Source organism: Parablautia sp. Marseille-Q6255 (assembly GCF_951230155.1).
Classification (GTDB): domain Bacteria; phylum Bacillota; class Clostridia; order Lachnospirales; family Lachnospiraceae; genus Choladousia.
The window spans coordinates 49,454-70,300 of sequence record NZ_CATNVD010000001.1 but is presented as its reverse complement, the minus strand read 5'-3'; the positions used below and the strand labels follow the sequence as shown (position 1 = coordinate 70,300).

The following is a 20,847-nucleotide window of genomic DNA, read 5'->3' as shown; positions in this document are numbered from 1 at the left end:
GAGCCGACTGCCCCGTATTGCTTTAATGGAGGGTGAGAGATGATGAAACAGACACCATCGCCAGTCAAGCGGTTATGGGAACTGGCTGGCGCACATCGGAGAGCCTACGCGCTCTCCATCATCCTGGCTATCTTGGGCGTGGCCTGCGGGATGGTCCCATACTTCGCCATCGCTTATATCATGCTTTGTCTGATCGATGGCGTGACTGCCCTAAACACTTATGCGCTGTGGTGCGGTGTAATATTGCTCGGCTTCACACTAAAACTGCTCTTTTCTACCCTTTCGACAACCGTATCTCATACCGCGACATTCCAGACTTTGAAAGAAGTCCGTATTAAAATTGCCGACAAACTCTCACGGGTGCCAATGGGTTACATCATGGATCAGTCCTCTGGCCGGTTCAAAGATGTCATCGTTGATCGGGTAGAGAGCATGGAGCCGATCCTCGCACATCTGGTGCCGGAGATGACATCGAATCTGTTCGTCCCGCTGTGTATTATTGTCTATCTGTTTATTTTAGACTGGCGCATGGCGCTGGCTTCTCTTGTGACCCTGCCCATTGGTTTTCTGTGCTATATGGGAATGTCACGGGGGTATAGCGAACGATTTTCCGGCTTGATGAAACGGGTTCAAAAAATGAACGCCACGATTATTGAGTATGTAGGCGGTATTGAGGTTATCAAGGCATTCAATCAGTCGGCCAACTCTTATCAGAAGTATTCCGACGCGGTCAATGACGATGCCCGTTATGCGGTTGACTGGATGAAGGACACGCAGTTGTTTATGTCTATGAGCAATACGATCTGGCCCAGTGTTTGGTTGGCGGTTCTTCCCATTGGTGCAATTTTGTATCAACATGGAACCCTGTCCGCTCCGGTTTTTCTGACTATTATGATTTTGTCCCTGGGTATTGTCGGCCCGATTTTGGGAGCGATTAAATTTACTGACAATATTTCACAGCTTGGCACGATTGTTGGAGAGGTTGGAAATCTGCTGGATGCCCCGGAAATGGTGCGACCGGACCACGATGCTGATATTCACGACCTGTCTATTCACTTCCAGGATGTTTCCTTTTCTTATGACCTGAAGGACCCGAAGCCGATATTGGACCATATCAATCTGACAATACAGCCTGGAACAATGACAGCTTTAGTAGGGCCTTCCGGTTCTGGTAAGTCAACGATTACTAAATTGATTACTGGCTTTTGGGAGGCAACATCCGGCGTGATTACTCTTGGCGGGGTGGATTTGAAGAAGATTCCCCTATCGCAGCTTTCCTCTTATGTGTCTTATGTATCGCAGGATAATTACCTCTTTGATGAAAGTATCCGTGAAAACATCCGTATGGGGCGATTGTCGGCCACCGATCAGGAAGTAGAAGATGTTGCACGAAAGTGCGGTTGCCATGACTTCATCATGGGTCTGGAGCATGGGTATGACACGATTGTGGGAGGTGCAGGCGGCCACTTGTCGGGGGGTGAGCGACAGCGAATTGCCATCGCCAGAGCCATGCTGAAAGACGCCCCTATTATTATTTTCGACGAGGCAACAGCTTACCTTGATCCCGAGAATGAAAGTCTGGTTCAAGAGGCCATTTCTAAATTGGTACAAGGCAAGACTCTGATTATGGTCGCTCATCGACTCTATACAGTGACAGGCGCAGATCAGCTTGTGGTGGTGAATCAAGGGCGGATCGAGGCAACCGGAACACATGGGGAACTTCTGCAAAAATGCCCACTTTACAAAGAAATGTGGCAGGCCCATATTGGGAGCCGTGATGAAGGAGGTGCAACGGCATGATTACTGCCTTAAAGAAAATCTATGCTTTTTCTGGCCGCTGGAAAGGGGTTCTGAAAAAGTCAGTGGTGTTCAGCCTGCTGCACTCAATCTTTGATATGTTTCAAATCGGCGCTCTTTTTCTGATCCTCAATGGATTGGTGGAAGGAACCAAAGGGCAGGATATTCTGTTCGCTTTCCTGCTTCTTTTGGCAGGGGTGATTGGAAAAATCGTTTGCAGCTATATTTCAGACTTCTCACAAACAAGAGTTGGCTATTTTATGTGCGCGGATAAGCGCATCCATGTGGGCGACAGGATGAAGTATATGCCGATGGGCTACTTTAACAGCCATAGTCTGGGGGATCTGACCTCTACCGTCACCACAACGATCAGCGATGTGGAGAATAATGCGCCATCGGTTCTAATTACAGTAATCCACGGTTTTATCCATGTAACGGTTATTACCATTGTGATGTTTTTCTTTGACTGGAGGATTGGTCTGCTGGCTTGCCTGGGGATTGCGCTGTTTTTGCTCTGTAACTCCGCACTTCAAAAGAAATCACAGGAAGTATCTCCTAAACGGCAGGCGGCACAGGAGGACTTGGTAGGAGCCACACTGGAATATATCCAGGGTATGGGCATTGTAAAGTCCTTCAATCTCGGTGGCGGATCGAACCAGAAAATGAAACAGGCCATTGAGGAAAGTCGCGCACGCAATACAAAACTGGAAACCGTTTTTGGGCCTTACGGAATGGTGCAGCTGTTTGTTTTGCGATTGGCGAGTGTGGCAATCATGTTTTGCTCTATCCTGTTCTATCTACAAGGTAGCATGACACTGGTGTACTGCCTGCTGATGTGTGTTGCCTCCTTCCTGATTTTCAGCGAACTGGAGGCGGCGGGAGGAAAGTCCTTTGCACTTCGGTTAATAGAAAGTTCCATCGACAAGGTGAACGCTATTGACGATACCCCAGTAATGGATTTGTCCGGCAAAGATATTGCTCCGAAAGATACCACGATTGAATTGCAAAATGTTGGCTTTTCTTACGGCGATCACCGAATCTTGAACCATGTCAATCTGACGATCCCGGCAAAAACTACTACGGCGATAGTCGGGCCATCTGGCTCCGGTAAAACGACATTGTGTAGCTTGATTGCTCGTTTTTGGGATGTAGATGAAGGGTGCATCAAACTGGGAGGCACCGACATACGGGAGTATAAGCTGGACAGCTTGCTCTCTAATATCAGTATGGTCTTTCAGAATGTTTTTCTCTTTGCGGACAGTATCGAGAACAACATCAAGTTTGGTAAACCGGATGCAACCCATGAAGAAGTCGTCCGAGCGGCAAAGAGTGCGTGCTGCCATGATTTTATCATGGCACTTCCAAACGGCTATGATACCGTCATTGGCGAGAGCGGCGCTACTCTATCCGGCGGCGAAAAGCAACGGATTTCGATTGCGCGGGCTATTTTGAAGGATACCCCTATCATCATTCTGGACGAGGCAACAAGTAGTGTGGACCCGGAAAATGAGGCGGAACTCCAGCAGGCCATTGAGAAACTAACAGAAGATAAGACTGTTATTATTATTGCTCATCGACTGAAAACGGTTCGCAACGCCCAGCAGATTGTTGTTATTGCAAATGGCGGAATTGCCCAACGAGGTACACATCAGGAGTTGATGGAGCAGCCTGGTATTTATGCCGATTTTGTGAATGTTAGAGAAAAGGCAGTTAACTGGAAACTGTCTGGCGACAAACCCCAGCGATAAAAAGGAGCCATTATGTTTTCTTTACTGGTACGAATGGCATGGGAGGAACACATGGACAAAAAGCGACATACCACCGCATCCGGTGAAGATTATTTAGAGGCCATCCTGGTTTTGAAAAAGAAGTTAGGTATGGTGCGCTCCGTAGATGTGGCCCGGTACATGGAGGTGTCAAAGCCAAGCGTGTGCCATGCGGTGGCTACCTTGCGGGACGGCGGTTTTCTCACAATGGACGAAGAACACTTTCTCCATCTGACCGATGTGGGCCGCGAGGTTGCCGAAAAAATCTATGAGCGCCATTGCTTTTTTACCGAGCAGCTTATCGCCGCAGGCGTTGACCCCAAAACTGCGGAGGCCGATGCCTGCCGGATTGAACATGTTATTAGCCAGGAATCTTTTCAAAAACTGAAAGATGCTTTAGAGGACTAAGGAGGTGGTGACAAAATGGGAAATTAGCCGTACTGGATTTAAAAGATTCCGGCAGACAGATTGGTGAAAAGCTGTTTACCCTGCTTTCTCCCAACCAAAAGAAGGAACTGGCTCAGTTTGTTCGTGACTATGATGCTGGCAATATTCCGGCTGATGTCCCATACTCTACACTTCTTCGAGGCCAGTATTTTATCCCGCCGCAGGCCGATCAGCCCTTGACAGAAATCTGGAAAGGTGATTTATATTTTTGCTTAGAGCAACACCTTGTCACTGTGCGGGAGCAGGTAATTCCGCTGACGGTTAAGGAATTTGAAATCTTCGCTTTGCTCATACTGAATCCAAAGCGGGTGTTCACTTATGAAATGCTCCTGGATCTGGTATGGCACGAGGATTATTCCTACTATTCCCGAAAAGCGGTCAACAACCACATAAGCAACCTGAGAAAGAAGCTCCGGGTTTCACCCGACTTGCCGGATTATGTGAAAAGCGTCTATGGTGTAGGTTATAAATTTGAAGTATAGAAAGGGTGCGGTATTCCCTGCCGCACCCTTTTTTCATTGGGTCGGTGCATGAGATACCTTAGTTTCCTATTGGTTGACTTTTCCCCAGGAAGTTAAAATATGCTCCATTGTTTTTTTGATTCCAGTTTTCTATACTATTATCAGGAGGTAGGGATAATGAAAGAAATCAATCTTGGCCGTATTCTGGTTGAAAACCGCCATAAGCGCGGGATTACCCAGGATGAACTGGCCGCATATATGGGAGTATCGAAAGCCGCTGTTTCAAAATGGGAAACCGGAATGACATATCCTGATATTACTTTGTTACCGCAGCTTGCTACCTATTTTAATATCAGCATTGACGAACTGATTGGCTATGAGCCGCAAATGACGAAGGAGCAGATTCGAGCCCTATATCGAAAATTGGCGGCTGACTTTTCTATGCAGCCGATAGAACAGGTGCGGGAGCAATGCCAGGAGATCACGAAAAAGTATTTCTCCTGTTTTCCTCTTTTGTATCAGATTGGGAGCTTGTATGTAAACTATAGCCCATTGGTTGAGGATAAGGCTGCAGCAAAAGAAATGTTAGAGGATGCCAGCAGGTTATTTGAACGGGTAAAGTCCGAAACAGACAATGTAGATCTGGCAAAACAGGCTCTCAATATGGAGGCTCTATGCCAATTAACCCTGGGCAATCCATCAGAAGTATTAAATCTTTTGGGCGAGCCAGATTTTTCTATGACATCCACAGAGCCATTGCTGGCTTCGGCCTACCACTTTTTAGGCAACAAAAAAGAGGCCAAAAGTATTTTACAAGTGGGTATTTTTCAACATACCGTTGTGCTTATCAATCTACTGTCCATCTATCTGGGGCTGTGCTTGGAGCAAAAAGACGCCTTTGAAGAAACTGCAAGAAAATCTTATGCAATGATAGAGGCTTTTAATCTGACTGAATTGCACCCAGGGATTATACTTCCACTGTATTTCACGATCGCGCAAGGATATATGAAACTGGGAAACCCTGAAAAAGCATTGGAGTTACTGGAACGCTACACACAACTGGCAACCAGCAATATCTATCCCTTGAGTTTTCACGGAAATGAATACTTTGACCTTTTAGATGGCTGGCTGGAAAATACTCTTACAATGGGCAGCGATATGCCGCGAAATGAGATGACAATTAAGAAAAGCGCGGTAGAGTCCATTATAAACTGCAAAACCTTTGAACCGTTGAGAGACGATGTTCATTTCCAAAATATCATAAAGCGGCTGAAAACCCTTGAAGAAAATGATTGAGTTGGTTTAGAAACGGAGGATTATAAAATGATTCGCAAAATGTTAAAAAGCCTTCTTGGTGAAAATTTCACCGAAAATAACGCAAAACTGGCGTCCGTCAATTTTGCGATTGTCCTTTTGATGTTTCTTCTGTCCGGCATTATGCTGTTCTTCCTGCCGGAGCAGATTTCTATTTTGCATACGGGTGATACCTATTATCCCTTACCCAGTGTTTTAGCTGTTTGGTTGCTCCCAATCATTGCGCTGGTTATAAACATCGGATTTATCAAGCAGAAGCGGCTTTCAAAAATGAATAGCATTGTGTTTGTTGTTCTTTTAGTAATAATGATGACATCCTACATTTCACAGATATGAGCCGGATCAACCATGAAGCGTACACTCTATAAAGCAATCTTAAAAAGTAGAAGCGCCCCCATTATTACGCTTTCACTTTCTATGATCGGTATTTATGTGGGGTACTTGATATGGTATGTACTGGATCACTACCTTCCCGGACCAATATCTGTCTATCGTGTGTTCGTGTCCATCCTTGCAATTTGGATAAGTACATTTATTGCGATATATAAAATACCCGATCAGCTTTTTACAAATCGCCGGATAAAAGATGTTCTGTGCTTTCCGCTGTCGTCAAGCAGATTAGTCCTGTTAGTCATTGGCCGTCTTGCCTGCGTACAATTAGGCGTTACCATTTCTGCATTTTGGGCCTGCTTTTTATATGCCACTTCAGATTGGCTTACGACAGTAACAATCATGCTGTTTTGTTGGATAGGTAGCTGTTTGATTGATCTGCTTGTTCTGCTGATTTCTATGGCTATCGCCAATTTGCTTCCGGCATCCAGTGTGGGATATGGATTTATAGTTTTACAATATGGGGCATTTTTGCTGTTGGCCCTTTCAGCCGGCAATCTTGTATCAGAAATTTTCTTTGTGCCGGATTTTTTAGATAACCTGAATGAAGCGTTTTGCCCCGACAAGTGGCTCCTGATTGCAATGTTGGTTGCAGCTTTGTCAACTCTTTGTGCTTACTTTTGCGTAAAGGCTGGATATGTTCGCGGGTATCTGAACACCCAGAACTTTCAGCATCAAAAAGCCAATAAAGCCATAGCGCCTACAAAAATTAAAAATCCTTACTTCCTGCTGGAATGGAAACGGGTATCAAGAAACAAGGAACTCATTTTCTTTTCAAACATTAAGAATATCATAACAGTAGTTGTTCTGTGTGGGCTATTGGTGCAAAACTTTGATTGGATAGGAGTGTCCGAGCGATATACCTTAGAATTGTTTCTGCTGGTGTCCTGCTGTGCTGTGAACACCATTTCAAGCACCGCCTATTCCAGCGATCCGAATAAAGCATACATTTCATTTCTTCCCATATCCTCACACCGATTATTTTTCTGGAAAACCCTGCAAGGTTTCTTTTGGGGAGAGATTACTGTATTGCTGTTCTGGGTGGGAGCAACCTTTTTTCATGGTATATCTGCACTGGATGCCTTCTTGCTTCTCATTTATGGAACTGTCATGAATTATGGCTGTGTATGGCTTGGAGTATTTTTAGACTATAAAATGCCACGCTCACCAAATAGCACAAATGAGCTGCTCCATGGAAATATCAGCAAAGTAATCGTGCTTTTTGCTTCAATAACTTTGACTGTTGGGGAAATCTATTTTATAACGCAAATCATTGATTATATTTCTCTGCTGCCATTTGCTGTTTGTGTGAGTGGTTGTGTTGTTGCGATAGAGTGCGTATATTGGTTGTTTTGCAGGAGGAGCTTTCGTGATTAAAGTAACAGACATATCAAAAAAGTATGGAAACAGAATAATTTTTGAAAACATCTCCTGCTCCTTGGAGAATCAACGGATTTATGCACTGGTTGGCGTCAATGGCATTGGAAAATCTACACTATTAAATGCCATCACACAGCCGGCCAGCATGGATAGCGGAAAAGTGGAGATTGATGGGATTGATAATCGGGAGTTTAAGTCTAAGTTTCAGTTTTTCTATGTTCCAGACAGCAAAGAGATGTTTTTGAATTTGACTGGAAATGAATACTTGAAGTGCATCATACAGCTATATCGCCAAAATGCCGTTAAAGCAAAGGAAACGCTCGAAAGGTTGTCAACTGCTTTCAAGTTGGAGCGGTCACTGAACGAATATATTGCAAACTATTCGCTTGGCATGAAACAAAAGGTGTATCTGATTGCGGCCTTTCTTTCTGGCGCAGGCAATCTAATCCTGGATGAACCTTTTAATGGTCTTGATCCGGAAAGCGTTGCCACCCTAAAAAAATTGCTGCTTGAACATCGGGACGCTGGGAATCTTGTACTCTTTTCAGCCCATAACCTTGATTTGGTTGCGAATTTCTGTGACGATGTGGTTTTTATCGACAAGCAGAGAAAGATTTTTCAACTTGAAAATCCACGGGATTTTACTCAACTGGAGAGTGCTTTCTTTCAAAATTGTGTTTGAGGTTAAGAAAATATTTGGCAATTAAGGTGGTGATAACATGGGAAATTAGCCGTTCTGGATTTGAAAGATTCCGGCAGGAAAATCGGTGAAAAATTGTTTGCGCTGCTTTCTCCAAATCAAAAGAAAGAGATGGCTCAGTTTGTTCGTGACTATGAAGCTGGCGATATTTTGGCTGATGTCCCATGCACAACTCTCTTTCACGGCAGCTATTTTATCCCACAGCAAGCCGATCAGCCGTTGACAGAAATCCGGGAAGGTGATTTATATTTCTGCTTGGAGCAGCGCCTTGTTACCGTGAGGAGTCAGGTAATTCCGCTGACGGTCAAAGAATTTGAGATTTTTGCTTTGCTCATACTAAATCCAAAGCGGGTGTTCACCTATGAAATGCTGCTGGATCTGGTATGGCATAAGGACTACACCTACTATTCCCGGAAAGCAATCAACAACCATATAAGCAACTTGCGAAAGAAGCTCAGGGTTGCCCCTGGCTTGCCGGATTATGTGAAAAGCGTCTATGGCGTGGGATATAAATTTGAAGTATAAGAAGGGTGCGGTATTTCTGCCGCACCCTTAAATTTTCGTTTTTTCTGCTGTGTGGATAATGCCTGATTTTGTCATGTATTGTTGATTAAATTCGGTAAAACCATGACGCTTCTGGAAGAATTATAGCATTTATCCCTATATAATGCCCCAAAATGAGGGAGGTGGACATAATAGGTAACTCTGCTCTCCTTCAATAAAGGAGGGCATGGAAAATGCTGCCGAGGTCAGAATACCGGCCTCGACATAGCCGGTCATATAAAAGAGATTTAAACCCCGTAATCCTGCGATGGATTGCGGGGTTTTTCCATTCGACAGGATTTTGCATTTTCCATTCTGCTCCGTCAGATGGTGACGGAATACGACAGGCGCAGCTTACTGCTGTACGGTGGGCGCTCTTTTTTACAGATAAGGCGCAGGACAAGCCTGCCGCCGGACCTGTACGGTGTAGATCACCGCCCCTCTGATTTCGATTTGCCCATTAACCCACTCAAAAATCGAAATTGGAGGATTACCATGAAAGAAATCAATCTGCGGGAATTTTACCCGGAAATATATAAAACGGATCTGTTTATCAGCCTGCCCGATGAGGTTGTGGATGTGCTTGTAGAATATCAGCGGAAAGAAGTGGCATATCGCCGCCGTACATACCGGCATAAGGCATTCCTTTCTCTTGATTATGGGGATGATATTGAACGCGAAGCTGTTCTTTTTACCCCAACGCTGCAGGAGATCGTAGAAAGGCACCTGAAGGAAGAACGGCTGTACCAGGCGATTTCTTCATTGCCAGAGAAACAACGCCAGCGTGTGTACGCTCACTATATTCTCGGCATTACCCTGATGGATATTGCCAAGATGGAAGGGGTTTCTCTCCATGCTGTCTATGAAAGTATTCAGCGTGGGCTTCGGCGTCTGGAAAAAATTTTAGAGGAAAATTTCTAAACCCCCTACAAATGTACCCCCAAAAATGTCACGACTTATAGAAGGACATTTTTTGGGGCAATGCCATTTCGGTGAGTGAGAACCTTCAACGGTGCCACACCCACCTGTATATGCAGACAAGCTCCCAGCCCTTCATCTGGACCTTGAAAACTGCATATACGGTGCCATAGGTACTTTCCCTGTATTCCGAGCGGCAAATGGAGCGGCGCGATGACAGGCGGCTTTAAGGAGGTGATGAAGCCCAGCCGTCCGAGCGATCTACGCTATCTATTGATCTGGCTGTGGCAGGCCAGACGCGATGACTGATACAGGGTATAATGATACTTTCTCACGACCCGTCAAAGACTTGGGGGGAGTCCCTTCTGTGTTCGTTAGCTCTGGCGAAGCGACGGCACAAGCAGGGCTATGATGCGGTAAAGCTGGCCGCAGCCTGTGGCATCCCCGGCCCGGAAACGGGCCTGCCGGGGGGCGTGGCAAATACGGCAAGTTACCCAAAAACCATCCATGCCGTTGTTTTGATTTTCGAGCAGCGGCATGGATTCCTATAAAATCGAAATCAGATACCATGAGGCCGGGCCGCTCTTTCAGTGTGTCCGGCCTTATTCATGTGATTTTGATGATTCAGTATGAAAGGAAAGGAAAGGAGCTGCTGTTATGAGTCACACACCGGCATATACGGTCATTCAAACACCGGAGGCAGATAAACTTGCCGACATCCGGGATGTATCTGTTAATAAGGATTTGCCGCGAGAAGAAAGGATTGCCGAGTTTATTCGGCAGATCCGGGACCCGTATCATTTCAAATGCGGCAGATTTGTTGTCCGGGCAAGTTTTTCCCAGGAAGGTGCCACCCTGGAGGAATGTCTGCGCGGAATCCTTCGCTGAAATTTGCTGATTTTTTTCATTTTGGGGGCTGATTTTTCCCGCATGGAGCGTTATAATAAACATGGAAAAGGAATTGAATACCGATAAGCAGACTGCACTCCTTGAATTGCGGGGATTTTTCCGTGATGAAAGGAGTGTTTTTCTATGCAGGTTTATAAGGCTGCCAAATATATCCGCTTATCTTATACGGATGACAAATCAAATGAAAGCAACAGTGTCGGCAATCAACGAAAGCTGATCGAAGATTTCGTGAGCCGTCACCCGGAAATCGAGCTGGTCTCTGAAAAGGTAGACGATGGGTACAGCGGGGTTATCTTTGACCGTCCGGCTTTTAAGGAAATGATGGATGACATCATGGAAGGAAAGATCAACTGCGTCATTGTCAAAGACCTTTCCCGTCTTGGTCGAGAGTATATTGAGACTGGCCGCTATATGCGCCGTGTCTTTCCGGCCTATGGCGTGAGGTTTATTGCCATCAATGACAATATTGATACTCTTAATGAAAGCGCAGGCGATGACCTGACTGTATCAGTAAAGAACATTATGAATGAAGCCTACGCACGGGATATTTCCATCAAGACGAGAAGTTCTCTGGAGACAAAGCGCAAGAACGGTGATTTCGTTGGAGCTTTCCCGGTTTATGGCTATCGTAAATCCGAAGAAAATCATAATCTTCTTGTGGTAGACGAATATGCTGCCCAGGTGGTGCGGAGCATTTTCAGGATGCGCCTGGAAGGATTCAGCCCCTACGCCATCGCGAATGAGCTGAACCGGCTGGGTACACTCTCTCCCCTGGCATATAAAAAGTATTATGGCCTTCCCCATGCCAAGAAAGGCTATACAGACCGGAAGGATTGCCGGTGGTCGGCAAATACCGTCACCCGGATTTTGCAGGATGAAACCTATACCGGCACACTGGTCCAGGGTCGAAAAGGTTCTCAGCACTTTAAGCTGAAAGAGATGGAGAGCCGCCCTTCCTCCGAGTGGATTCGCGTGGAAAATGCTCACGAAGCCATTATTGATCGGAATGATTTTGACCTGGTACAAAGGATTCGCAACCTGGACACCCGTACATCTCCCCAAAAAGATAAAGTCTATCTGTTTTCCGGCATACTGGTCTGCGGCTGCTGCGGAAGCCGGATGGTACGTAAAACCAACCGCTATAAAGACAAAGAGTATCACTATTACTATTGTCCTACCGGAAAGAAGAATGGGTGCGCTCATCCGGTCATGGTAAAGGAACATGAGCTGATGGAGTGCGTGCGGGACAGCCTGAAAGGGTTTATTGCTAATGTAGTCTCTCTGGATGAAATCTTATCCGGCATAGACCAGAGCCGTATCAACTGTGAGCTTATCAAAGAGTATTCGCGGCAGATCACCCAGAATGAGCAGCAGTTGGAGAGGATTCGTCAATATAAAATGAAACTGTATGAAAGTATGGTAAACGGATTTCTGGACAAGTCGGAGTTCCTTTATAACAAAAGCAGTTATAGTGCCCGGATTACCCAGCTTGAACAGGCGATTGCCGCTCTTAAAGAAAAACGGGCGGATGTTATGGAAAACCGGAGTGAAAGGAATCGCTGGATTGAGAATTTTAAGCGTTTTTCCGATCTGGAAGAACTTGACCGCAAGGCAATCATCCAGCTTGTTCAGGTTATCACAGTGCTGGGGAAAGACGAATTGCAGATTCAATTTAATTATCAGGACGAATACGAAAAAGCACTTGCCCTGATTACGCCGGTACAGGAAAGGATGGTGGTCTGAAATGGCAAGAAAAAGCAGGAAGCATAATACAGCGCAGGCTGCCATGCCTGTTTGCCCGTTTATCAGTACGGCGCTGTATATCCGGCTGTCTGTGGAGGATAACAATAAACGTGGAAATTCTATCGAAACTCAAAAGCTGGTTCTTGAAAAATTCCTATTTGGGAAACCCGAACTGCGTCTTTACGACATCTATATCGACAACGGAGCAACAGGCACGAATTTCAACCGTGACGGCTTCCAGCGGATGCTTTCGGATATTGAATCCGGCAAAGTAGGCTGTGTGATCGTCAAGGATCTGTCGCGCCTGGGACGCAATGCCATTGACACGGGATATTACATTGAGCGTTATTTTCCTTCCCATAATGTCCGGTTCATCAGCGTTACGGATCAATTTGACTCTGAAAATGCTGATAATCTCCACGGCGGTATTATCCTTCCGCTGAAAAATATGATTAACGAAGCCTATGCGCTGGACATAGGACGCAAGATAAAGGCCCAGGCCCGTCAGGATATGAAAGAGGGCAAGTATGTGGGTGGCAGGGCGCCATTTGGATATATGAAAGACCCTGATGACTGTCACAAATTGATTATTGATCCGGTGGCGGCTCCTGTGGTACGCCAGATTTTCCAGTGGGCTTATGAAAAAGTCCCTCTCAATCGGATTGTATTGCTGCTTAATGAGGGTGGCTATCCCTCCCCAGGAAAGTATAAAATGCAGACCGGAGAGATCACCCATCAGGCATTGGCTGGTCGTGGTTACTGGCAGACCTGGACGGTTTCTAAGATTTTGCAGGAAGATAAGTATACTGGTGACATGGTGCAGGGGCGGACCAAAACCGTTCTTCATCGGCAGGTGCCCGCAGGCGAGGAAAACCTGATTGTGGTTACTGGCACCCATGAGCCTATTGTTTCCAGAGAGATTTTTGATGCTGTCCAGAAGTACCGGGCAGAAGTGGCCGAGGAAAGCAAGAAGCACCCGGTTATTCCATATACGCCCAATATTTTCAAGGGGCGGATTTTCTGTGGAGACTGTGGGAGAAGCCTGCACCGGCAGCGCCAACAATGCAATGGTTCATATCGCTTCCACTGCCTGACCCCTACCAGGGTACATAAAGATAAATGCGCTGGTGTTTCCATCAGCGAAACCGAGCTGATCGCAACGGTGCTGGACATTCTTAAAAGGGAATTAGCCGCCGTTCTGGGGGATTATGCGCTGCTTCTGAACGACAACATTCAAAAACAGGAAAAAGAGGCTGCCACCCGTGAGAAAATCAACCGGGCAAAGTTACAGCTTAACCAAAATCGTGAGTTTTTGCAAACTCTTTATGAAAGTCTGATGAACGGAGCGATTGACAGCGAAGAATATTTCGTTTTGAAAGCGACTTACGAAGAACAGATGCAGGCGGCCCAAAAAGAGCTTTCCTTTTATGAAAACCAGTCTGCCGTCCGTCAGAAACAGACCGAAAAGTGCAAGGACCTGGAAAAAGACGAGCAGGAACTTTTGGCCGGAGGCTCCCTGACTGCCGCTCTCATTGAGCGTTTGATTGAGCGGATCACGGTCTACCCGAATAAACAGGTAGATGTAAAATTTACATTCCGTACGGAATTTGAGGCGTTTAAGGAGGCGGCGGCAGAATGAAAAAGTATATGATTGCTCTTTATATCCGTCTTTCTTTGGAGGACGCCAAAACAGATAGTATGAGTATTTCCAGCCAGCGAAGCATCCTTCGGGAATATGCCTCTGAACTGCCTGAATATACCAATGCGGAACTTATGGAGTTTGTAGATAACGGGTACAGCGGGGCAAACTTCGAGCGCCCTGCTGTGCAGGAATTACTTGACCTGGTACGGGCCAATCGGATTGACTGTATCATGGTAAAAGATTTTTCCCGGTTTGGTCGCAACAGTTTGGAAACCGGCTACTTTATCGAGCGGGTATTTCCGTTGTTCCATACCCGCTTTATTTCTGTCAATGATGATTTTGACACCCAAAAGTTAAAAGGTGATACCGGAGGTATGGAAGTTGCCTTCAAGTATTTAATCAGTGAGTATTACAGCCGTGATATGTCGGTAAAGACCAAAACGGCCAAATACCTGAAATTCCAGCGTGGCGAATACCAAAGTAAAATCTGCCCTTACGGTTATCGTAAAGGGGAAAACGGACGGATGGTGCCGGACCCGGAGACTTCCGAAGTAGTCCAGAAAATTTTTGAATATGCCGTAAATGGCATGAACGCAGCCGATATTGCACGGGAGCTTTCCCGTCAGCAGATTCCCACGCCCGGAGAACATAAGGCCCGAAAAGGAATTAAGACACACGATGTTTCAAGAACTCACGGAATGTGGTGCAATTCTACGGTGCTTCGGATTCTTGCTGACGAACGATATATGGGCACTTATGTGATTGGCAAAAGAGAGGTTACGGAAATTGGCGGCCACAAGATGCGGAGCAAAGCGGAAAGCGACTGGATCAAAATACCGGACCATCATATACCGCTGGTAAATGAGAAAATCTTTTCAAAGGCCAATGCCTCTATTCAGCGTTTTAAGATTCCAAACAGGAAAAAGCACAACTATCTCCTGCGTGGGAAGGTTATCTGCGGATGCTGTAAACATGCTCTGCACCTGGCAAACGGGACATCTTACCGGTGCCGCTTTTCCAGCACGATTCCTTCACTGGACTGCTATAATATTCATATCCGAGAAAAAGAACTGAACCAGCTTGTTTATGAATTACTGTGCAAACAGTTCCAGGTAGCATTTGGCGTTGACAGCTTAGCGGATCTCTGTAAGGTAGATACCGTTGCTTTACGTCAAGCTGACTTTGACCGGCAGATTTTTGAACTGCAGGAAGAAAAGCGGAAGCTGTATGAATCGCTTGTTTCCGGGGGGATTCCGCTCCCGAAATACAAGGAGCAAAAAGAGCAGATCAGTGAAAGGCTGTTGGAAGTGCAGAATACCAAAGCGGTTATCATGGCCCGTCTTGAAGCCGAACAGGAAGAACGGCACCACCAGCGCCAGCAGATGGATATTTCCCGGATGCTGACGGAAAGCGATGGGCTGACTTCGGAATTGGTTGATCTTCTGATTGATAAGATTTATGTTTACCCTGATAAACGGGTGGATGTTGAATTTAAGATAAGGGAAAGTTTGGCAGCTCACAAATGAGGGAAAGGGATTGATTATGCGGATTGCGTTTTATTACAGAAAAGGCAGCACAATTTTTGGCTGTATGCTGCCGGAAGAAAAGGAACGACTTCATGCTTTTTTTGCCGCCGAACAGAAACGGGAGGCGGCAAAATCCCTATCAAGAAAGCTGGATCATGGGGACAAGAAAAAATAAATATTTTTTTGTCGTGGGCTTGACATAAGGGTGCCGCAAATCATGCATAGAAATTCTAGGAAGTGCATTTCGTTCACATATCCGTTTCAGCCCCTCATTACAGGTTCCATCGCTTTTGATATGCCCTTTTTTTCCAATGCAAATATATTCTTTCCATTCCTGCTCATCTTTACCAAGCTTTTCAAACAACTGCATATTCTCCTTTTTTCGAATTTCCAATTCGTGAAAAATAATATTATGAATACGCAAAGTTCGATAACTACATAAAGATTTCGGTGGTTTTACCAATTGCTTGGAATTAATGATTTTAAAAGTAGAATGATTTTTTACAGTTATTTCGTAATCTCTAGTAATCTGACGCTCTATTTTGACTGTTTGAGTTTTCGGATCAAAATCAGAATATTTCAATCCGTAAATTTCACCTTTTCGCAATCCAGCAAATAAAGCAAGTAAGATTTCTAAATAGATAGAATGGTACTCATAAGCTGCCTGAAGTAATATTTTTATTTGTTCTTTAGAGTATACAATCATTGCTGGCACATCCCAATAATATTTTTTCATGTTTTTCAATGGATCATTAGAAATAAGACCATCATCCATAGCATCCTTTAAGGATACATTGAGTACTTTATTTATTATAGGACCTGCACTTTTGCAATAATCTTTACAACTGTTCAAAAGTTCATTTAAATAATCAGAAGATACCATACCAATTAAAATGTCTTTTGGAGCCATTGGAAAAATAATATTGTAAATTGTCCAAGAATAAACTATCTTCAGCTGACTGTCAGAATTTGGAAGGTAAATTTTTTGATACCAGTAATCAAGATATTCAAAAAAAGTATACCGCATATTTGTCAAACTTTTTACTCTTACTATTTGATCTTGATATCGTTTACTTTCTTGCTCCTGGGCCTGTTTCGCTTTCTCAACAGAAGAAAAACCTGTTTTTTTCTCATATTCAATTGTATAATTGTTGCGATTTACCGTTTTGGTTATAAAATTCCATGTACCATTTTCATAAAATACAGCTCCTTTATTGTTTATAATTGATTTTTCCATATAAACTACCTCCTATTCAGCAGGTGCTTATATGCATCGTTTACCATATAATCACCGTAACATAATTGATTTATGTGTGTCAATATATACGAAAAGAATTCTAATAGGCTTAGTTGCACTCATCTAGCCAACGGTCAAAAGATGCTTTGGGAATACGATAAATGTTTCCTATCTTAATAACTTTAAAAGGCTTCTGTTCGTGATATACTTCTTGTATAAATGCATAAGCTTTCGTTCTACCGATATTCAAAATTTCTTGAATATCTTCTACTTCATATACGCGTTTTTCTTTATACTTTGTATTGATATACTCACCTCCAAATAATTTAGTAAAATACTGTAAAAGTTCAATTTGTACATACGCATCAATCCTCTATAAACTTGCTTTTTTTGAATTGTTTTTGTCTTATCATATGGTTAATACGGTGAAAATAAACATACCTATAAATAAAGGAGTGGTTAAGAATAATAGTAAAAAATCAATTACCATTAAAAACAGCATAACCTTATCCATCGAATCCATAAAATTCCTCCTTCCTCAGACTGCACATGAATAATCCTATATGAGATTATTGGTTTTATTTTCTTATCAAAAAGAAGTCTTTTTTATAGATTTTCTGTATTAATTTTTTATCATTTTAAATTTTTAAGCTGGCAGAGCAGGCTCACACCTGCTTCTGCCAAACTAATCATCTCTGCAGAGTGGTCAAATTTTGAACTACTCTTGAAAAATATTCCAATTGATGTTCCATACCACCAAATTCCGGCCAGTCATAATAAGCGGCTTTTCCTTCCCCTTCGTCAAGCCGCTCTTTTGCAACGACCTTCTCCAGTAACTTTGCAATCTTACAACTATTAGGATAACTGTTTCTTTTCTCCGTATTTTTTCTGTAGAGAGCCATATAGCCCATCTTACAGGATGTGCTCAAATTTCCAATATAAATAGCCTCAAAACTGCTGTCACTGACAATCGTGATGACATTGTTTCTGTATCCAAGCTGGATTTCCTTACAAATTTTGTCATATGCAATTTCTTTTCCAGCCCTGCATATATCCCTTGCAAGAATTTTTAACTGTTTTTTCAATATGTATTCCTCCTGCCTAAGCAGCGATCAATTCTTCCTCTCTGACTTCCATCAAATCTTCTTCCAAAAGATCTGCAAGCAACTTGCCATTAAAATTACCATGAATCTTAATCTGTTTTTCTCGAAGCTCATCAATCTCCTTTGCCCGGAGTTGGCGGCTCTGTTTTGCAAGTTCTCTGTCTTCTAAGGATATTTTTTTCTGCAGCTGAACCTGCCATTTTTTTAGAAATTTTATTGCTAATTCAATGTCTTCCTCCTGCCGGTTATACCTTGTCCGTTTTTGACGTACTGTTCCATCTGGTTCAATCTCGAGTGTATAATATGGCTTCTTTGGCTGCTCTTTTCTCCGCAAAAACAAAATATAAGATTCCCGCTTATGCATCCGTTCAAAATATTTTTCCACTTGATGGATACAGTGCCTTAATTCATTTCCTTCAATCAAAATATCCTCTACTCTTTCCGGAGCAATAATTTGATAGTCCTTGTTAGAATACTCATATTTTTTCAATTCCTCACAAACCTGCGAAAGAAGAGGATATTTTTCTTCCAGTTCTTCAGCCTGTTTTACCATATCCACATTTCCTAAGCGTTCCAACAGTTCATCGTGCCTGCGTACCAATTCACGTGCCCGAAAGACAATCGGATCTGTCACATCCATACCAAAACGTTTTGCCATAATAAGATAATCATGCCATGTAATGAGCAGATCCTTGATACTTTCCCCTGTTTCCAGGGATTGTCGCTCCAGATAATTTTTGATCTGCTGCGGACTCATACGGTCACTGATAAATGTAAGATCTGTCGGCTGAATATTCTTTTTCTGCATCCACATAAGCACTTCATCCGAAATAACTCGGTTCTGTTCTTTCTCAAGACGAAGCCATTGCAGATAAATCGACCCTCCATTCTGTTTCCGCAGCCGTTCCAGACGGAAACGGTCAATCAGAAGCGCTTTTCCGAGTTCCTTTGCCGGCCTATATGACACGGTTCTTTCTTGAACCACCATTTCTTCTGCGATGCAAAATAACTCCGCCTTAACTATCTGCTCAAGAATTGGCTGTTCACAAAGCTCTGACAGATATGCACAGGGATTCATACAGTCATTCTTCCGTATGTATTCCGGAAGTCCCGTTTTTCTCAAAACGGTTTTATTCAACTGTGACAGATTTCGGGTAAACACTTTGCCTCTTTTGAAAAAAACATACTCTGGATAACCAGCACCACAAAACATACGTAATTCACCTTGAATCCACCGCCTATTTCCTTCTGTGCGGTCATAACCATAATAAAATTCTTCTCCATTGTGTTCTTTCGTATATACAAACCGTCTTCTCTCATGCCAGCAGATCATCGGCTTTTGATAGGATGTCATACTCACCATCATGCGAACCGTAAATTCCCGCACTACAATGCCATCATTACATCTCTGAATTAAATAAGCGCTGTCTTCCTCTGTGATTAGTTTTTTCAATCGGCCCACAGATTTATATTGAATATCGGTTCCGCAGCAGCTGCATCTGCCTTTTTGATTATGCTTTGGACGAATCACTGGAACCTCTTTTTCACACCAGGTACAATATCCCTTATCCGCCCCTTTTCTGGTGTATTCATAAAAAATGAAATGTTTTCTGAGTCCCGTCTTTTTTATCCAATGCTCAAAACTTTTTGGGATTTTGGGTACTCCCCGCATCACTGCGTCCCATTGATCTGTCAGCTTCTTATGCTTTTTTAAAATATTTCTTCTTCGAACACCTTGTTGGAATGTTTGGATTGCCTCATATGGATGTAAGTTCATCCCCAAATATTCCTGTATGCACTTTGTACTAGCTTCATTACAATACGCTTTACAAGTTCCACCCCAAATGAAATCAAGATGGTACAGCATGGCATCTGTCCATTTTTGCTGGATAACATGGTATCCGGTAAAGGTGTCTCTCTTTTTGTCTGCAAATAAAGTGTAAATCGGATTTTTTCCACCTAATGTCAAATACTCCGGAAGGAACATAGAAACTTTCAATATTTCTTCTTCTACTTCCGCAACTAAATATAATTCATGGTGATACCGGTACCGCATATGGTTCCCGAACCCTATCTCCTCTGGTTTATCCTCTTTCGCCATCTGTATGATATCTTGTGTTGCCGTTGGCTTAGTCAATGCGGATAATTCTTTTTTCTTCACTTAATTTTCCTCCATTTCAAGCGGCTGTTTCGTTGTTCTTTCCTGAAAACTGATAACCAGATTCAGACCGTATGATAATCGGAATAAGAACTTCCTGCACCTCAAACCAATCCAAAAGGTTTCTCAAAATACCCTTTAGAATTATCTGATCTTTATCATCCACTGGCAGCTCGCAATGAAATTTTTCTTCTACCAAAGTAAAAATCTCTGTTTCAGACATAGACTGACCTTCTGCGTTCTTCAGGCATTCCAGAATGTAATCCTCCATCTGTTTTTTTCGTGCTCTTAAATAAAGAAGATATTCGGTTGTTGTCATCATAATGTTTTCCATTCAGTTCCTCCTTTTTCATCAAAATAGAAAGGCGCCCCCCATCACGGTTATCCATGATGGCTGCGCCTTTCTTTCTTGTGCGCCTGGCGGCGCACGTTTCTAACGGGTGCAAGTCCCGAATTCGCCCGGTAGTGGGAAGGATATAGCCGAAGGCAAGGGTGTCCATCGTGAGATGGAATCTGAAGGAAGCCAGATGTGGGAAACTTACTAACCCACGGGCAAACCTCTGGTCTGACGGACAGAAATCGCATATAAGGCTGTACATGAGGGTAAGTCTGCAAGACAAGATGAAGCCCGATAACTACACGGAATCATGTGCAGTAAATGCGGCAGATGGATGGAGGGAAAGAAACGTGTGGTACCCAGGGAGGTCTGTACGGAACGCTCTGAAAAGAGTAACCGTTATCGGAAGGTAACGCTGAACGTACAGAAGTCAGCAGAGGCCATAGTAGTTGATTTTTTTTCAGCGAAGGGCTGAA

General features: G+C 43.8%; 20 protein-coding genes. 15 read left to right on the top strand and 5 right to left on the bottom strand.

Translation table 11 applies throughout. The features are described 5' to 3' along the window. The first annotated feature begins 39 nt into the window (after positions 1 to 39). The 14 genes from QOX44_RS00355 (at position 40) to QOX44_RS00290 (ending at position 15,536) form a co-directional block, all read left to right on the top strand. Positions 40 to 1,800 (top strand): ABC transporter ATP-binding protein, encoded by a 1,761-nt coding sequence (locus tag QOX44_RS00355; RefSeq protein WP_331488266.1) that lies wholly within the window; start codon positions 40 to 42, stop codon positions 1,798 to 1,800. Next, positions 1,797 to 3,545, top strand: a complete 1,749-nt coding sequence (locus tag QOX44_RS00350) for an ABC transporter ATP-binding protein (RefSeq protein WP_283680658.1) — start codon at positions 1,797 to 1,799, stop codon at positions 3,543 to 3,545. Before QOX44_RS00355 ends, QOX44_RS00350 begins: the two co-directional genes overlap by 4 nt. A gap of 51 nt (positions 3,546 to 3,596) precedes the next feature. Continuing rightward, complete coding sequence (locus tag QOX44_RS00345; protein ID WP_283680656.1) at positions 3,597 to 3,971, top strand: metal-dependent transcriptional regulator; 375 nt, start codon at positions 3,597 to 3,599, stop codon at positions 3,969 to 3,971. 215 nt (positions 3,972 to 4,186) lie between these two features. Beyond that, positions 4,187 to 4,492, top strand: a complete 306-nt coding sequence (locus QOX44_RS00340; protein WP_331488265.1) for a winged helix-turn-helix domain-containing protein — start codon at positions 4,187 to 4,189, stop codon at positions 4,490 to 4,492. A gap of 156 nt (positions 4,493 to 4,648) precedes the next feature. Beyond that, positions 4,649 to 5,767, top strand: coding sequence for a helix-turn-helix domain-containing protein (locus tag QOX44_RS00335; RefSeq protein ID WP_283680655.1), 1,119 nt, complete (start codon positions 4,649 to 4,651; stop codon positions 5,765 to 5,767). 27 nt (positions 5,768 to 5,794) lie between these two features. Further along, positions 5,795 to 6,121, top strand: coding sequence for a hypothetical protein (locus tag QOX44_RS00330; RefSeq protein WP_283680654.1), 327 nt, complete (start codon positions 5,795 to 5,797; stop codon positions 6,119 to 6,121). Between the two features lie 12 nt (positions 6,122 to 6,133). Then, on the top strand, positions 6,134 to 7,552 hold the full coding sequence (locus QOX44_RS00325; RefSeq protein WP_283680653.1) for a hypothetical protein: 1,419 nt from the start codon (positions 6,134 to 6,136) through the stop codon (positions 7,550 to 7,552). Then, complete coding sequence (locus QOX44_RS00320; RefSeq protein ID WP_283680652.1) at positions 7,545 to 8,237, top strand: ABC transporter ATP-binding protein; 693 nt, start codon at positions 7,545 to 7,547, stop codon at positions 8,235 to 8,237. Before QOX44_RS00325 ends, QOX44_RS00320 begins: the two co-directional genes overlap by 8 nt. Positions 8,238 to 8,297: 60 nt before the next feature. Then, positions 8,298 to 8,780: a winged helix-turn-helix domain-containing protein gene (locus QOX44_RS00315; RefSeq protein WP_331488264.1), complete on the top strand. Its 483-nt coding sequence runs from the start codon at positions 8,298 to 8,300 to the stop codon at positions 8,778 to 8,780. A gap of 513 nt (positions 8,781 to 9,293) precedes the next feature. Then, positions 9,294 to 9,719 (top strand): RNA polymerase sigma factor, encoded by a 426-nt coding sequence (locus QOX44_RS00310; RefSeq protein ID WP_283680651.1) that lies wholly within the window; start codon positions 9,294 to 9,296, stop codon positions 9,717 to 9,719. 654 nt (positions 9,720 to 10,373) lie between these two features. Beyond that, positions 10,374 to 10,604 (top strand): DUF6870 family protein, encoded by a 231-nt coding sequence (locus QOX44_RS00305; protein WP_004052581.1) that lies wholly within the window; start codon positions 10,374 to 10,376, stop codon positions 10,602 to 10,604. 144 nt (positions 10,605 to 10,748) lie between these two features. Further along, entirely contained in the window at positions 10,749 to 12,368 is a 1,620-nt protein-coding gene (locus tag QOX44_RS00300) for a recombinase family protein (protein ID WP_283680649.1), read from the top strand. Position 12,369: 1 nt separating this feature from the next. After that, positions 12,370 to 14,007 (top strand): recombinase family protein, encoded by a 1,638-nt coding sequence (locus tag QOX44_RS00295; RefSeq protein ID WP_283680648.1) that lies wholly within the window; start codon positions 12,370 to 12,372, stop codon positions 14,005 to 14,007. Further along, positions 14,004 to 15,536: a recombinase family protein gene (locus tag QOX44_RS00290; protein WP_283680647.1), complete on the top strand. Its 1,533-nt coding sequence runs from the start codon at positions 14,004 to 14,006 to the stop codon at positions 15,534 to 15,536. Before QOX44_RS00295 ends, QOX44_RS00290 begins: the two co-directional genes overlap by 4 nt. A 139-nt stretch (positions 15,537 to 15,675) precedes the next feature. Here QOX44_RS00290 and QOX44_RS00285 read toward each other — a convergent pair whose 3' ends face one another. The 5 genes from QOX44_RS00285 to QOX44_RS00265 form a co-directional block, all read right to left on the bottom strand. Then, positions 15,676 to 16,773: a tyrosine-type recombinase/integrase gene (locus QOX44_RS00285; RefSeq protein ID WP_283680646.1), complete on the bottom strand. Its 1,098-nt coding sequence runs from the start codon at positions 16,771 to 16,773 to the stop codon at positions 15,676 to 15,678. Positions 16,774 to 16,882: 109 nt separating this feature from the next. After that, complete coding sequence (locus QOX44_RS00280) at positions 16,883 to 17,080, bottom strand: helix-turn-helix domain-containing protein (RefSeq protein ID WP_283681001.1); 198 nt, start codon at positions 17,078 to 17,080, stop codon at positions 16,883 to 16,885. A 382-nt stretch (positions 17,081 to 17,462) separates the two neighbouring features. After that, complete coding sequence (locus QOX44_RS00275) at positions 17,463 to 17,858, bottom strand: hypothetical protein (RefSeq protein ID WP_283680644.1); 396 nt, start codon at positions 17,856 to 17,858, stop codon at positions 17,463 to 17,465. Between the two features lie 16 nt (positions 17,859 to 17,874). Further along, a complete protein-coding gene (locus QOX44_RS00270; RefSeq protein WP_283680643.1) occupies positions 17,875 to 20,037 on the bottom strand; it encodes a PcfJ domain-containing protein in 2,163 nt (720 codons plus the stop codon). A gap of 16 nt (positions 20,038 to 20,053) precedes the next feature. Continuing rightward, positions 20,054 to 20,368, bottom strand: a complete 315-nt coding sequence (locus tag QOX44_RS00265) for a hypothetical protein (protein ID WP_283680642.1) — start codon at positions 20,366 to 20,368, stop codon at positions 20,054 to 20,056. A gap of 337 nt (positions 20,369 to 20,705) precedes the next feature. On the opposite strand from QOX44_RS00265, the gene QOX44_RS00260 reads away from it, so the two are divergent. Then, positions 20,706 to 20,846, top strand: coding sequence for a hypothetical protein (locus tag QOX44_RS00260; protein WP_283680641.1), 141 nt, complete (start codon positions 20,706 to 20,708; stop codon positions 20,844 to 20,846). The last annotated feature ends 1 nt before the right edge of the window (position 20,847 follow it).

Bases quoted from the DNA above. Each gene is read 5' to 3' on its own strand.
- QOX44_RS00295 (WP_283680648.1), top strand. From the start codon at position 12,370: ATGGCAAGAAAAAGCAGGAAGCATAATACAGCGCAGGCTGCCATGCCT.
- QOX44_RS00310 (WP_283680651.1), top strand. From the start codon at position 9,294: ATGAAAGAAATCAATCTGCGGGAATTTTACCCGGAAATATATAAAACG.
- QOX44_RS00335 (WP_283680655.1), top strand. From the start codon at position 4,649: ATGAAAGAAATCAATCTTGGCCGTATTCTGGTTGAAAACCGCCATAAG.
- QOX44_RS00300 (WP_283680649.1), top strand. From the start codon at position 10,749: ATGCAGGTTTATAAGGCTGCCAAATATATCCGCTTATCTTATACGGAT.
- QOX44_RS00350 (WP_283680658.1), top strand. From the start codon at position 1,797: ATGATTACTGCCTTAAAGAAAATCTATGCTTTTTCTGGCCGCTGGAAA.
- QOX44_RS00330 (WP_283680654.1), top strand. From the start codon at position 5,795: ATGATTCGCAAAATGTTAAAAAGCCTTCTTGGTGAAAATTTCACCGAA.
- QOX44_RS00345 (WP_283680656.1), top strand. From the start codon at position 3,597: ATGGACAAAAAGCGACATACCACCGCATCCGGTGAAGATTATTTAGAG.
- QOX44_RS00290 (WP_283680647.1), top strand. From the start codon at position 14,004: ATGAAAAAGTATATGATTGCTCTTTATATCCGTCTTTCTTTGGAGGAC.
- QOX44_RS00265 (WP_283680642.1), bottom strand. From the start codon at position 20,368: ATGGAAAACATTATGATGACAACAACCGAATATCTTCTTTATTTAAGA.
- QOX44_RS00285 (WP_283680646.1), bottom strand. From the start codon at position 16,773: ATGGAAAAATCAATTATAAACAATAAAGGAGCTGTATTTTATGAAAAT.
- QOX44_RS00325 (WP_283680653.1), top strand. From the start codon at position 6,134: ATGAAGCGTACACTCTATAAAGCAATCTTAAAAAGTAGAAGCGCCCCC.
- QOX44_RS00260 (WP_283680641.1), top strand. From the start codon at position 20,706: ATGGAGGGAAAGAAACGTGTGGTACCCAGGGAGGTCTGTACGGAACGC.
- QOX44_RS00305 (WP_004052581.1), top strand. From the start codon at position 10,374: ATGAGTCACACACCGGCATATACGGTCATTCAAACACCGGAGGCAGAT.
- QOX44_RS00355 (WP_331488266.1), top strand. From the start codon at position 40: ATGATGAAACAGACACCATCGCCAGTCAAGCGGTTATGGGAACTGGCT.